This is a genomic window from Streptomyces morookaense (assembly GCF_013030945.1).
In the GTDB taxonomy this organism is placed as follows: domain Bacteria; phylum Actinomycetota; class Actinomycetes; order Streptomycetales; family Streptomycetaceae; genus Streptomyces; species Streptomyces morookaensis.
This window is the reverse complement of sequence record NZ_JABBXF010000016.1, coordinates 38,491-51,496: the sequence shown is the minus strand read 5'-3', so window position 1 is coordinate 51,496 and position 13,006 is coordinate 38,491. Positions and strand designations below refer to the sequence as shown.

The 13,006-nt window shown below is 74.1% G+C and carries 8 protein-coding genes; 2 read left to right on the top strand and 6 right to left on the bottom strand.

Annotated elements, in window-relative coordinates; all coding sequences use genetic code 11:
* Window positions 1-171: 171 nt before the first annotated feature.
* Complete coding sequence (locus HG542_RS09105; protein ID WP_229922573.1) at window positions 172-1,602, top strand: NAD(P)/FAD-dependent oxidoreductase; 1,431 nt, start codon at window positions 172-174, stop codon at window positions 1,600-1,602.
* On the opposite strand, the gene HG542_RS09100 is transcribed toward HG542_RS09105, so the two are convergent.
* From HG542_RS09100 to HG542_RS09090, 3 genes are all read right to left on the bottom strand, one after another.
* Window positions 1,589-2,254: a hypothetical protein gene (locus HG542_RS09100; protein ID WP_171079607.1), complete on the bottom strand. Its 666-nt coding sequence runs from the start codon at window positions 2,252-2,254 to the stop codon at window positions 1,589-1,591. The genes HG542_RS09105 and HG542_RS09100 overlap by 14 nt on opposite strands.
* Window positions 2,255-2,376: 122 nt before the next feature.
* Window positions 2,377-3,960, bottom strand: a complete 1,584-nt coding sequence (locus HG542_RS09095; protein WP_171079606.1) for a phosphodiester glycosidase family protein — start codon at window positions 3,958-3,960, stop codon at window positions 2,377-2,379.
* Between the two features lie 399 nt (window positions 3,961-4,359).
* The gene (locus tag HG542_RS09090; protein ID WP_171079605.1) at window positions 4,360-4,701 is read right to left on the bottom strand and encodes a hypothetical protein; all 342 of its coding nucleotides are present in this window, start codon (window positions 4,699-4,701) and stop codon (window positions 4,360-4,362) included.
* A 216-nt stretch (window positions 4,702-4,917) separates the two neighbouring features.
* On the opposite strand from HG542_RS09090, the gene HG542_RS09085 reads away from it, so the two are divergent.
* Window positions 4,918-6,174 (top strand): MFS transporter, encoded by a 1,257-nt coding sequence (locus tag HG542_RS09085; protein ID WP_171079604.1) that lies wholly within the window; start codon window positions 4,918-4,920, stop codon window positions 6,172-6,174.
* Window positions 6,175-6,185: 11 nt separating this feature from the next.
* Here the strand turns inward: HG542_RS09085 and HG542_RS09080 are convergent, their stop codons facing one another.
* Genes HG542_RS09080 through HG542_RS09070 form a run of 3 tightly spaced genes read right to left on the bottom strand, consistent with a single transcriptional unit; the run spans window position 6,186 to window position 12,881 of the window.
* The gene (locus HG542_RS09080; RefSeq protein ID WP_171079603.1) at window positions 6,186-7,415 is read right to left on the bottom strand and encodes an aspartate kinase; all 1,230 of its coding nucleotides are present in this window, start codon (window positions 7,413-7,415) and stop codon (window positions 6,186-6,188) included.
* Between the two features lie 41 nt (window positions 7,416-7,456).
* The gene (locus HG542_RS09075; protein ID WP_171079602.1) at window positions 7,457-8,833 is read right to left on the bottom strand and encodes an aspartate aminotransferase family protein; all 1,377 of its coding nucleotides are present in this window, start codon (window positions 8,831-8,833) and stop codon (window positions 7,457-7,459) included.
* Between the two features lie 49 nt (window positions 8,834-8,882).
* Entirely contained in the window at window positions 8,883-12,881 is a 3,999-nt protein-coding gene (locus tag HG542_RS09070; protein WP_171079601.1) for a Pls/PosA family non-ribosomal peptide synthetase, read from the bottom strand.
* Between the last annotated feature and the right edge of the window lie 125 nt (window positions 12,882-13,006).

Sequence of the window (13,006 nt, the reverse complement as noted above, 5' to 3'; positions counted from 1 at the left end):
GGTTCCTGCTTACATGCCCGCGGCCCCGGCTCCCGCGATTCCGCGGCCCGCGCCGCCCCGGCTTGCCCCGGACGGGCCCCGGAGCCCGGCCCCGGCCGGCGGCCGGTACGGTGACCGGGGGCAGGACGAGCGGAACGACCGAATGGGGTGGGCGCGGTGGCGGAATCCGGCGTGCAGCAGAACGTACGGACCCTCGGCAGCCGGACGGGCGGCGGCAGTCCGCGACGGCACGCGGTGGTCATCGGCGGCGGGCTGGCGGGTCTCCTCGCCGCGTATGTGCTCGCCGAGCATGCGGACCGGGTCACGATCGTGGAGCGTGACCGTTTCCCGGAGGAGCCGGTGTCGCGGCCGGGTGTGCCGCAGGACCGGCAGGTCCACGTCATGCTGGAGAGCGGCCAGAATGCCCTGGAGGGGCTGTTGCCGGGCATCAACGCCGAGTTGCGCGAGCTCGGTGTACCGCGTCTGGGCATGCCCGACGACATCGTCCAGTGGCAGGCAGGCCGCTGGTACCGGCGCACGGCGGCGACTGTACACATCCTGACCGGCTCGCGGCCGTTGACCGACTGGGCCGTACGGCGCCGCGTTCTGGCCGGCCCACGCATCGAGGTCGTCGAGGGCGCCGAGGTGACGGGCCTGGCCGGGGACGCCCGCCGGGTGCGCGGCGTCCGTCTGCGCGACCGGGGAGCAGCGGCAGCCGGGCAGGAGCCCCGGGTCCTGGAGGCCGATCTCGTGGTGGACGCCTCCGGCCGCTCCTCCCGTGCCCCCGAGTGGCTTACGGCGCTCGGCGCCGAACCGCCCCACGAGGAACTCCTCGACAGCGGCCTCGCCTACGCCAGTGCCGTCTACCGCGCGTCCCGGAACGGTGACTCGCCCTTCGGCGGCGTCTACGTCGTCGCCAACGCCACCCAGCCCCTCGGGGCCGTCCTGTTGCCGATGGAGGACGACCGCTGGTTCGTCACCCTCTCCGGCATGCGAGGGAGCGAACCGCCCACGGACGAGGCCGGGTTCCTGGAGTTCGCCTCCCGCCTGCCGCACCCCGTGCTGTACGAGTGGCTGCTCAAGGCGGAGCCCGTCTCGCCCGTGCACGGCTTCCGCAAGACCGCCAACCTGCGCCGCCGCTACGACCGGCCGGGCCGGCGCCCGGCGGGTTTCCTGGCGACGGGCGAGGCGCTGTGCGCCTTCAACCCCGTGTACGGGCAGGGCATGTCGGTGGCCGCGCTGAGCGCCGTCGCCCTGCGGGAGGCGCTGTCGGACCCGCGCCGGGTGCCGACGACGCACCGGGTGCAGCGGGCCCTGTTCGCCGCGGCCCGGCCGGCCTGGGACATCTCCGCCGGAGCCGACAAGAACGTCCCCGGCGCCACGGGCAACGCCGTGGCGCCGCGCCTCGTGGACCGCCCGGTCGACTGGTACCTCCACCGCGTGGAGCAGCGGGCCACCGGCAACCCGGCCGTGGGAGCGGCCTTCCGCCGCGTGCTGTCCCTGAACGCCCCGGCGACCTCCCTGTTCGCCCCGTCCGTCGCCCGCGCCGTCCTCTTCGGCCCCACGCCGTGGACGCCGCCGGAGCCCCCGCTGACGCCGGAGGCGGACGCTACGGCGCGCTGACGAACTCCTCCGCCCCGTAGCGCACCCGCGCCTTCGCCCAGTCGGCGCCGAGCTTGGTGACGAACGCCCGGGCGAGGGCGAGGTCCTTGAGCGGGGCGACGAGGATCAGCCGCCCGCCGAGGGTGACGGAGCCGCCGCCGAGTTCGTCGCGGACGGCCGGGTCCGCCACCAGGGCGTCGTGCAGGCGCCGGGAGTCGACGCCCGGCACCTCGATGTCGACCGCGTTCGTGCCGGCCGCCGTGCGCGGCAGGTACCGGAACGTCAGCACCGACTCCTGGCGGTACTGCTTGGCCAGCACCCCGGCGATGTGGTGCAGCCCGGCGGCGGAGACGTGGTTGACGTCGAATTCGCGCGAGCGCTCGTACGTCGCCTTCTTCAGGTCCGACGACCAGAACACGCCGTCCAGCAGCCGGGAGGCGCCGGCGCGGGCGCCCTGGGCGTGGAGGACACCGCGCACCTCCCGGTCGAAACGGCCCAGCCGCGTCTTCAGCCGCGGGTCGGCGGGGTCGGTGATGACGGCCGTGTTGCTGGTGGCGAAGATCTCCGCCTGCGGGGCGGCGGATGCGGGCGCCGCCTGGGCGGTGCCCGTGCCCGCCGCCGCCCCCGAAGCCAGGACGCAGACCGTCACCAGGATGCCGAACCGACGCTTCATACCCGTTTCCCCTCGCCTGTTGTTCCGTCGTGCCGCACCGGCGGGTGCGGCGGGATCACGCTAGGGGGTGTGGAGAGGGATGTGCGCAGGTTCGGCCGTCAGTGGCCGGATCCGGCCCCCGGTCAGCGGATGATCAGGGCGTTCGCCACCTGCCGGGGACCGGTGCTGTCCGACGGCCGGTTGACGAGCCTGCCGTCGACCACCATGGCGGTGGACCCGCCGCCGTCGAGGTTGACGGCGTCCACGGCGCCCAGGGACTTGAGGACGGCCGCGCTCTCGTTGAACGAGACCCCTTCGCTCCAGCCGGGCCGGCGGCCGTCGACGGTGACGAAGAGCAGTGAGCCGTCGGCCGTGATTCCGGCGAGGGTGCGGGGGTGCCGGTGGGTGGCGAAGTAGTCGAAGAAGGACGGATCCTCGGGGTAGTTGAAGCCCTCGGCGTCCGCGGGCACGACGATGCGGCCGTTGCGCAGCAGCGTCGGGCCGCCGGAGACGACGTCCGCGCCGCGGCCGGCGGTGGCGGGCAGCGACTTGTGGTCCTGGTTGACGATGTCCGTGGTGACGGTCAGTTTGCTGCCCTGGCGGGCGTGATCGCGCAGCCACTGGGCGCCGCTGCCGATGCCGGCGAGCACGGTGTCGCCGCGCGGGACCGTCCCCTCCCGGCGGTTGCGGACCTCGAGCACCTTGCCGTCGCGGCCGAGCACCACGGCGGTGCCGTCGCCCTTGTGGATCGGCCCGTCGAAGAAGCCGGTGTACTGGATGATGTCGTCGGTGTCGGTGCACAGCCAGTCGTGCCGGGGGCGGGCGGTGGGCACCTCGGCGGCAGGGCCGCCGCAGGAGCGGATCACGCCCGGGGCGCGGTTGAGCCCGTCGAGGGTGCGCTGCGCCCCGTCGCCGGCCCGCAGCCGCATCGTCGTGTCGAGCTGCTGGACCGACGGCTTCCGGTTCCGGTCGGAGGGCAGGACGAGAGCGCTGCGCCCGCGGACGGCCTCGCTGATCAGTTCGCCGTGCAGCACGGACAGGCCGGCGACGTCGCCGAAGGTGCCGTCCTCCTCGTCGGAGCCGTAGCTTCCGTTGATGCCCGCGACGGCGTGGGTCCGGTGCACCATGTCGGCGAGGGTCTCGCCGCCGGGCACGTGGTCCAGGGACTGCCGCGCCTGGACCCGCTTGCGCTGGTCTGCCGCGACCCGCAGGACGTCGACGACCCAGGGGCCGGAGTGCGCGCGGTCGTCCTCGCCGGTGAAGTAGGTGCGGGCGGGCTTGAAACCCGCCGCCCGCAGGTCCTTGACCAGCCGGGCGGCCGCGTCCGCGTCGGCGAGACTGCCGACGCGGACCCGCCAGCCCCACGGCTGCCGGGACGGCAGGTCCTGGGGGCGGTCGTCGACGCGGGTGACCAGGGGGGCGAAGCCCTTGGCGGTGAGCCGCCCGGCCAGCTCGCGGGCCGCCTGCTCCTCGCGGAGCAGGGCGACTTCGACGGTCCAGTGCTCCCGCGGGTCCTCGGTGCTCCCGCGCTTGATCCTCGTCCAGGTGACCCCCGGGGCGACCCGGGTGACCGTGCGCGTCTCCGGCAGGTTGCGGTCGCCCAACGGGAGGTGCTGGACGGGTGTTTGGGCGGCGGCCGGGCCCACCAGGCCTGCCGCGGGCGGTACGGACGTCAGCACGACCAGGCTCGCAACCAGTGCCGACCAGCGCATACGTCTGATCCTCACCACTTTTCTCCCCTGCCCTCTCGGTGTCATGGCGCAATGTCATGTCACGGACTGTCGCCGCAGTGTGGCCGCGCAGCGTGTCGCGTGCGCGAACACTCCGCTCAGCATGGCGGAATGGGGGGAAAACAGGGATGGGGCGGGAGTGCCGACTCCGACGGCTGATCCCCGGGTGAAGAACGCCCGCGATGGAGGCATCATGCACAGCATGGACCCCGATGAGCTCAGCGCCGATGAGATCAACGACCTGCTCGACGAGAACGAGCAGGATTCCGGGTGGTACGAGGACGACGCCTATGACTGGGTGCGCTGACCTCCTGGCCGGCCGCGCGCAGGCGAACGGGTGACGCACGGCCGGAAGGCCCCCGTGGTGCCTTCCGGCCATGCCGCGCGCGGGCGGGCTCAGCCGCGGACCTTGTGGAACCACAGGCCGACGTTCGCGCCGCCGCTGAACACCGCGCACACGTGCCGGTCGTAGCGGTTGCGGTCGTAGGGGTGGCTGTAGGCGTACTGATTGCAGTTGTCGAAGGTCCAGAACCAGGTCTGGTACTCGTAGCAGGGGTTGACGTTGCCGTTGTCGGCGCAGTCGGGCTTCGGGGATTCCATGATCCTGGCCGGGGCGGCGGCGTGCGCCCGGGCGGGTCCCGATGCGGTGGCGGTGGTGGTGCCCAGGGCGCACAGGGCGAGTGCCGCGGTCAGGGCGGCGGCGGTGCGGCGGAGCTTCGTCTTCATGGAGGTCTTCATGAGGGTCCTCCTCGATGGGGCGGCCGGTGTCGGTGCACCAGCGTGTCCGGGCCGGCAGAGTGCGGCCAAGCACTTCGGGGAGGGCTGAAACGTGGGCCATGGATCGCCGGTTGAGGCGTTTTGCCCCGCTCGCCACGATCGGGTGTTCTTTCGGGAATAGTCGGGCTTTGTCGGCCATCTGCCCTCTACCGTGGCGCCGTTGGGTCAGGAGGGCGCATGGACTATGTGCGGCTGCTGCGGATGCGACCCGTGCTGGTGCTGTGGCTGGCCCGGAGCCTCTCCGTGCTCGGCGACCACCTCTACGCGGTCGCGGTCATATGGAGCGTCTACGCGAGCACCGGTTCGGCCTCGCTCATGGGGCTCGTCGCGACCCTGGAGTCGCTGCCCTACGTCCTGCTCGGCACGGCGGGCCGTCGGCTGGTCTCCCGCTGTGCGTCCTACCGCGCCCTGTCCCGGGTGGACGCCGCGCGGGCCGCCCTGGTCCTCGCCCTGCCCTTCGCCTGGACGCCGGACGGCCGGGGCGTCGCCGTGCTGCTCGTCGGCGTGTTCGTACTCGGCATCCTCGGCGCCCTCTTCGACCCGAACCTGGAGGCGCTGCTGCCCGGGCTCGCCGGACCGGAGCGGGTGCAGCCGGTGACCGGGCTGTTCGACCTGACCAGCCGCATCGCCCGGATCAGCGGCCGGGCCGGCGCCGGCCTGCTGCTCCTGATGGTCTCCAAGCTGCAGCTCTTCGCGTTCGACGGCGCGGCCTTCGCGGTGTCGTCCGCGGCCCTCGGCTGGCTCGCCCGCCGCCATGCCACCCTGCCGCAGCACCGCCTCCCGCAGCAGCGGCCGTGTCCGCCCGTGCGGGCCTGGCCGCTGCTGCGCGACCACCCCCGGATCGGCGTGGCGATCGCGGTGCACGGCCTCGTGCCGTTCTGCTCCGCCGCGACGACCGTGGCGATGCCGGCCCTGCTCGCCACCCGGTTCGGCGCCGGCGCCGGGGCCTATGGCCTGGTGACCGCCGCGCTCGGCGTCGGGGCGCTGATCGGCAACCCCGTGGCGGGCAACCGGCGGTCCGGCGGCTGGCAGGCCGTGTGCTGCTGCGCGTGGGTGATCGAAGGGCTGGCGACCGTGTGCATGGGATTCGTGGGCCGGGTCTCGGCACTGGAGGCCCTGTCCCTGGTGATGGGCCTGGCCGCCCCGCTGGGCACGGTGACGCTCCGGACCCGGCTGGCCCGCTTCCCCGCGGCCGAGCGGCTGCGGCTGATGGCCGTCGAGCACACGGCCGCGCGGTCGGGGGCGGTGGCCTCGACGCTGCTGGTGCCGATGGTGGCCGACGTGTCGGTGCGGGGGGCCTTCGGCATGGCGGGGGCGGTGGTCGCGGCGGCTGCCGTGGGGGGCTACTTCTGTCCCACCCCGCCCTCGCCCGGGGCCGGGGCCCCGCCCCGGACCCCGGACCGCGCCGTGCCCGGGGGCACCTCCCAGCGGTAGCTGGGGGAGTGTCACGCCCCCGCAGGTGCCGGGGCGCTGAGCCCGAACGCCGAGTGCAACACCCGTACCGCATCGCAGAGATGGTCGTCCTGGCACAGCACCCGCACCCCCGGCCGCAGGTACGTCACCGCCTCGATGCCCACGCCGGCGTCGGCGAGCACGCTGCAGCAGCGGGCCACCGAGCCCGGTCCCGCCGAGGGGGCGGCGCCGATCACGGAGACGCTGCCGATGCGGTCGTCGCAGTGCACCCGGACCGGATCCGGGGCGCCGGCACCGGCGTCCTCGATGGCGGCGAGGACGGCGGGGATGTGGTCCGCGTGCAGCACGAACGACAACTCCCCGGGCCCGGCGTCCTGTTGCCGCACCTCGATGTCGAAGCCGCCCTCGGCCGCGGCGGCCGCGTGCAGGATGCGGCCGGCCGCACCGCCCCGCCCGGGCGGGGCCGCGACGGTGATCCGGGCGGCCTTGTGGTGGGTCACCCCGGTGACGGAGCCGTCCGGCGCCCCGGAGTCCTCGCAGAGCAGGGTGCCCTGCCCGGGTCCGTGCGCGGCACGCACCCGCACCGGCACGCGGTGGCGCTGGGCGTAGGCGACCGAACCGGCCGCGAGGACCTGGGCGCCGCCCGCCGCCAGCCGGCGCATCGGTTCGTAGCCGATGCGGTCCAGCCGGCGGGCGTCGGGGACGATCCGCGGGTCGGCCGTGTAGACGCCGTCGACGTCGGTGCAGATCTCGCACAACTCCGCTTCGAGAGCGGCCGCGAGGGCCACGGCGGTGGTGTCGGAGCCGCCCCGCCCCAGCGTGGTGATCTCCGTCCCGCCGTGGGCCCGGCCCTGGAAGCCGGCCACCACCGGGACCAGCCCGGCGTCCAGCGCCTGCCGCACGCGCTCCGGCGCGACGCCGGTGATCTGTGCCCGGCCGTGGTCCGCCGTGGTGGCGATGCCGGCCTGTGCACCGGTCAGCGAACAGGCCGGGACGCCCAGCGCGTCCAGGGCCATGGCGAGCAGGGCGCTGGAGATCCGCTCGCCCGCGCTGAGCAGCATGTCGGTCTCCCTGGCGGGCGGCAGCGGGGTCACCTGGGCGGCCAGGTCGAGCAGGTCGTCGGTGGAGTCGCCCATGGCGGACACCACCACGACCACCTCGGTCCCGCCGGTGCGGGACTTGGCGACGCGTTCGGCGACGAGCCTGAGCCGCCCGGCGTCCGCGACCGACGAGCCACCGTACTTCTGAACGATGAGCGCCACGGGTACCTGTCTCCTTCGGTGGGGTGGGTCGACAGGGGGCGTTACCGGCCGGCGGCCGTGCACTCCTCGACGGCGGACACCAGGATGGTGCAGGCGGTGTCGACGACGTCCTCGGTGACGTTCAGCGGCGGCAGCATCCGCACCACGCAGTCGTCCCGGCCGCCGAGTTCGACGATCAGACCGTGGCGCAGCGCGTGCTGCTGCACGGCCGCCGCGAGGGCGGACGCGGGCCGGCCGTCGCCGGGCACGGCCAGTTCCACGCCCCACATCAGCCCGAGGCCGCGCACCTCCCGCACCCACGGGCAGCTGCGCAGCGCGCCGAGCCGGTCCGCGAACTGGGCGCCGCGGGCCCGCACATTGGCGAGGACGTCCTCGTCGTGGATGATGCGCACGGCCTCGGCACCGGCCGCGAAGGCGAGCTGGTTGCCGCGGAAGGTGCCGGTGTGGGCGCCGGGGGCCCAGGTGTCCAGCCGCTCGTCGTAGAGGATCATGGCGACGGGGGTGCCGATGCCGCTGAGCGCCTTGGAGGCGACGATCACGTCGGGCTCGATGCCGTACTGCTCGAAGGCGAACCAGGTGCCGGTCCGGCCGCAGCCGGTCTGCACCTCGTCGACGACGAGCGGGATGCCGAGCTCGCGCGTGATCTCCCGGACCCGGGTGACGAATTCGGGACGGGCCGGGATCACGCCGCCCTCGCCCTGGACGAGTTCCATCACCACGGCCGCGGGGGCGGCCACACCGCCGTTGCCGTCGCGCAGCGAACGTTCGAGAAGCGTCGCGCAGTTGGTCTCGCAGGTCTCGGGCGACAGGGCAAGCGGGCAGCGGCTGCAGTAGGAGTACGGGAAGAAATGGGTGCCGGGCATGCCGTTGGACACCGGCTGTTTCTGGGCGACGAGCCCGGTGAGCGCCATGGCGGCGTGACTGCTGCCGTGGAAGGCGCCCTGGAAGGAGACGATGTCGCCGCGGCCGGTGGCGGTCTTGCACAACTTGACGGCGGCGTCGACCGCGTTGGCCCCCGTCGGGCCGCACATGTGCACCTTCATACGGTCGCGGAGTGCCGGCGGCAGCATCGACAACTGGGCTTCGACGAAGGCGTCCTTGGCCGGGGTGGGGAAGTCCAGGCCGTGGGCGAGGCTGCCGAGCTGCCGGGCCGCGGTCGCCACCAGGGCGGGGTGGCTGTGCCCGAGGGAGAGGACGCCGGCGCCGGCGAGGAAGTCGATGAAGACGTTGCCGTCCACGTCCCTGACCCAGGGACCGGAGGCCTCCGCCAGGGCTATGGGGATCCGGCGCGGGTAGGTGCGGGCGTTGGACTCCCGCTGCTGCTGGCGTGCCAGCAGCTCGGCCGAGCGGGGGCCGGGCAGGTCGCCGTGGATCCGCGGCCCGGTCCAGGTGGCGGGGTCCGTCAACTGCACTGTCATGACTGCTCCGTGGGATGGGGGAGAAGCGAGGGGACGGGGGTGCGGTGGTTCAGTACGGTCTGGCCGGGATGCCGCGCCAGTTGCTGCGGGCGGGCAGGTTCTCGCCCTTCATGACCAGCGAGAGGGCGTCCAGGCAGGTGCCGGCGCCGACATGCGCGTCGTAGAGCACGACGCAGCGCGACCCCACCGAGGCGCCCTCGCCGACCCGGACCCGGGACATCTTCATCACCCGGTCCTCGAACAGGTGGGTCTGCAGGGACGTCGCCTCGCCGACCGCCGCGTCGTCGCCCACCTCGACCAGGTCGAACTCGGTCATGAACGTGGTGTTCAGCCAGGTCCGTCGCCCGATGCGGGCCCCGAACAGGCGCATGACGGGGGCCATCCACGGGGTGCCGGTGAGGAAGTTCACCAGGGTGGGCACGACCAGGTTCTCGAACAGCCCGGTGATCAGCTCGGTGCGGCGCACCCAGATGCCCCACAGCGGCTCCGTGCGCGCCCGGTAGCGGCCGATCACCAGCCACTTGAGGACGACGACCACGAGGGTGGCGGTCAGCGAGGACGCCAGGAGCAGCCCGGGGGTCAGGGCGAGCAGGACGAGCGGGGGAGCGGTCTCGGCGGTCAGCGCCATGGCGTAGAGCAGGGCCAGTATGGACAGTCCGCCGAGCGTCGCGGGCAGCGTGACCCGGAAGAACTCGACGGCCAGGCGCGCCGCGACGAGCCCCGGGGTCGGGGCGAAGGTGTACTTGGCCGGGAAGCTCCGGCTCTCCTCGCGGGTCGGCAGGAACAGGGCCGGCGAGCCGAGCCAGGTCGTCTCCGGCTCGATGTCGCCGGGCGGGGCGACGGAGTGCACGCCCAGCAGGCTGTTGTCGCCCAGCCGCGAAGAGCCCGGCACCAGCGCCCCGTTGCCGACGAAGCTGCGCCGGCCCACGGTGGCGGGGGCCACGGCGAACCGCCCGTGGTGGAAGACCGCCGGGCCGACGACGGCGATGTCGGCGACGAAGCTGCGCTCGCCGATCTCCAGCAGGTCGGGGTCGACGAAGCTGACGGTGGCCACCTCTGCCCAGCGCCCGGTCCGGGCGCCCAGCGCCCGCAGGAACGGCACCAGGTAGAGCGTGGAGTACAGGGCGTGGGTGGCGGTCAGGCTCAGTGTCATCATCCCGTCGCCGAGCCACTTCGCCGGGCCGGAGCCGCTGCGCTCGCGGTGGATGCCGGTACGGGTCCGGGGCAGCAGCCCGCGCTTGACGGCGAGGACGAGCAGGCAGGTGGAGACGGCGGCCAGCGGCCCGGCCGCCGCCGCGGCGGCCAGCGCCCCGGCGGGCCCGTGCTCCGCCGCCGCCCAGGCGGTCAGTATCCCGCCTGGCGTGAGCACCAGCGTGGGCGCGGCCATCAGCAGGGCGGTGCCCAGGACGTAGCCGGCCAGCACGGGCAGCGGCCAGCGGCCGTGGTCGGGGTCGGCCTCCAGCCGGGCGAGCAGCGCGGGCTTGCCGCTCTGCCGCACGGCCGGGGAGCCCGCCCAGAACTCCCCCTCGGGGACGACGTGGTCGGCGGGCACGAGCGACTGGTCGCCCACCGCGGCGGCGTCACCGATGTCCGCGCCGGGCAGGACGACGCTGTTGACGCCCAGATAACTGCCCGTGCCGAGGCGCACGGGGGCCAGCCGCAGCCAGCCGCCCTCGACGGCGAACGGCTGGACCCGTGCCCCGTAGCCGATGCTCGCCGCGTCGCCGAGCTCCACCAGCGACGGCACGGCCGGCGGTGCGCCGATGTGGCAGCCGCGGCCCACCCGGGCGCCGAGCAGCCTCAAGTAGGGCGGCAGCAGCGGGGATCCGGCCAGTATGGCGGCGGGGGAGAGGGCCAGCACCTTGCCCTGCAGCCAGAACCGCAGGTACGTCGCGCCCCACAGCGGATACCACCCCGGCCGCACCCCGGCCATGAGCAGCCGGCCGGCGACGGCGGGCAGCAGGACGAGGTCCACCACCGTCCAGGCGAAGTCGACGGGGACGAAGGCGCCCCAGCCCAGGTGCGCCAGGAAGCCGAGCGGGCCGCCGTCGATGCCGTCGACGGGCAGGGCCAGCGTGACGCACAGCCGGTAGAACAGCACCAGGAACGGCAGGCCGAGGACGAACAACCAGGCGTACAGCGCCCCGAGTTGGGCGAGGCCGCAGGCCCGTACCCGGGCCGTGGAGTGCCGCCGCGGGGCCGGGGCGGGGACGGCCGGGCGCTGCGGCGGAGCGGCGGCGGCCCCGGCGCGGTCCCGGAGGAAGGCGGCGAGCCCGCGGACGGTGGGGTGGGCGTAGAGATCGCCCATCGCCACGCCCTCCAGGCCCGGTTCGCCGCGCAGCCGGGAGACGAGGCGGGCCGCGGACATGGAGTGGCCGCCCAGGTCGCAGAAGAAGTCGTCGTCGGCGGAGAGCCCGGCGATGCCGAGCACCTCCTGCCAGACGGCGGCCAGTTGCCGCTCCGCAGCGGTCTCCGGCGCGGCGCGGCGGGTGCGGCGGCGGCCGAACGGGGCCGAGGCGGGCGCGGGGAGCCGCGAGCGGTCCACCTTGTCGGCGGCGAGCAGCGGCAGGGCGTCGAGGACCTCCACGAAGGCGGGGATCATGTAGTCGGGCAGCCTGCGGCGCAGGGCGGTGTGCAGGCGCTCGCGCAGCTCGTCCTCGTCCTGCCGGGCCCGGTCGTGCAGGGTCAGGTAGCCGACGAGGGCCTGTGCGTTCCCGTCGGGCCCGTGCGGGACGACGACGGCGCTCTCGACGGCCGGGTCCTCGCGCAGGATCTCCTCGATCTCGGCGCATTCGATGCGGTAGCCGCGGATCTTGACCTGGGTGTCGACGCGGCCGAGGTACTCGATCTCCCCGGTGGGCGTGAACCTGCCGAGGTCGCCGGTGCGGTAGAGGCGGGGCACGTCGGCGCGGTCGGCCTCGACGGGGTTGGCGATGAAGCGTTCGGCGGTCAGCTCGGGCCGGTTGACGTAGCCGACGGCCACGCCCGGCCCGCCGACGCAGAGTTCGCCCTCGGCGCCGTCGGGCACCGGCCGCAGGTGCTCGTCGAGCACATAGACCCGGTAACTGGGCAGCGGGCGGCCGATGGTGACGGGCTGGTGCGGGTGCAGTTCGCCGCAGGTCGCTGTCACGGTGGACTCGGTCGGCCCGTAGGCGTTGAGGATCCGCCGCCCGCTGCGCGACCAGCGGTGCACCAGGTCGCGCGGGCAGGCCTCGCCGCTCACCAACAGGCTGCGCAGTGCGGGGAGTTCGCCCTCGATGGTGGTCAGCAGGGTCGGCACGCAGCACAGCACCGTGATGGCGTGCTCGGCGAGGAAGTCGGCGAGGCCCTGGCCGACGCGGCGTTCGCCGCCCGGGCCGGTGTAGAGGGTGGCCCCGGCGATCCAGGCCGGCCAGATCTCCTCGACGGAGAAGTCGAAGGCGAGCGAGAGCCCCTGGTAGACGCGGTCCTCGCCGTGCACCTGGTAGATCGGGGTGGCCACGCGCAGGAAGTTGACGACGTTGGCGTGGCTGACGGCAACGCCCTTGGGGTGTCCGGTGGTTCCGGAGGTGTAGATGATGTAGCACAGCGCCGCGGGGTCGTCCGGCGGGGCGATGCGGTCCGCGGGCAGGTGCGCCGCCTCGGCCTCGGCGAGGCCGACGTCGAGCACCGGGCAGGCCGCCCCGGCGGCGCGTTCGCGCAGGGCCGGGACGGTGAGCAGGCACTGCACCCCGGCGTCCGCGGCGATGAACGCCACCCGGTCGGCGGGGAACGCCGCGTCGAGCGGCACGTAGGCGGCACCGGTCTTGAGTACGGCGAGCAGGGCGACGTAGGTCTGCTCGGAGCGGTCCAGGAGGATGCCCACCGTGCCGCCCTCGCGTACCCCGCGCTGCCGCAGCAGCTGCGCGAGCCGGTTGGCGCGGGCCTCCAGCTGCGCGTACGTCAGCCGGGTTCCGTCGCAGACGACGGCGACGGAACCCGGCGTGCGGTCGCAGGTCCGCTCGAAGAATTCGAAAAGGAACCGTACGTGGCGTGCTCCGTCGCCTTGTACAGGATCGGGAGAATTCATGACGTGAGCCGGTGCGGTGGGCGCCGGGCTCACTCTGGTTTCGGGCACATGTCCCCCAGATGAATGGGACTTGCAGGTTTTTCCGCACGCCTTCGCGACAGCTTCGGGAGGAATCGTGGGGCGGG

Excerpts from the sequence above, each read along its gene's own strand:
- HG542_RS09075 (WP_171079602.1), bottom strand. The coding sequence starts at position 8,833 with ATGACAGTGCAGTTGACGGACCCCGCCACCTGGACCGGGCCGCGGATC.
- HG542_RS09090 (WP_171079605.1), bottom strand. The coding sequence starts at position 4,701 with ATGAAGACCTCCATGAAGACGAAGCTCCGCCGCACCGCCGCCGCCCTG.
- HG542_RS09100 (WP_171079607.1), bottom strand. The coding sequence starts at position 2,254 with ATGAAGCGTCGGTTCGGCATCCTGGTGACGGTCTGCGTCCTGGCTTCG.
- HG542_RS09070 (WP_171079601.1), bottom strand. The coding sequence starts at position 12,881 with ATGAATTCTCCCGATCCTGTACAAGGCGACGGAGCACGCCACGTACGG.
- HG542_RS09085 (WP_171079604.1), top strand. The coding sequence starts at position 4,918 with ATGGACTATGTGCGGCTGCTGCGGATGCGACCCGTGCTGGTGCTGTGG.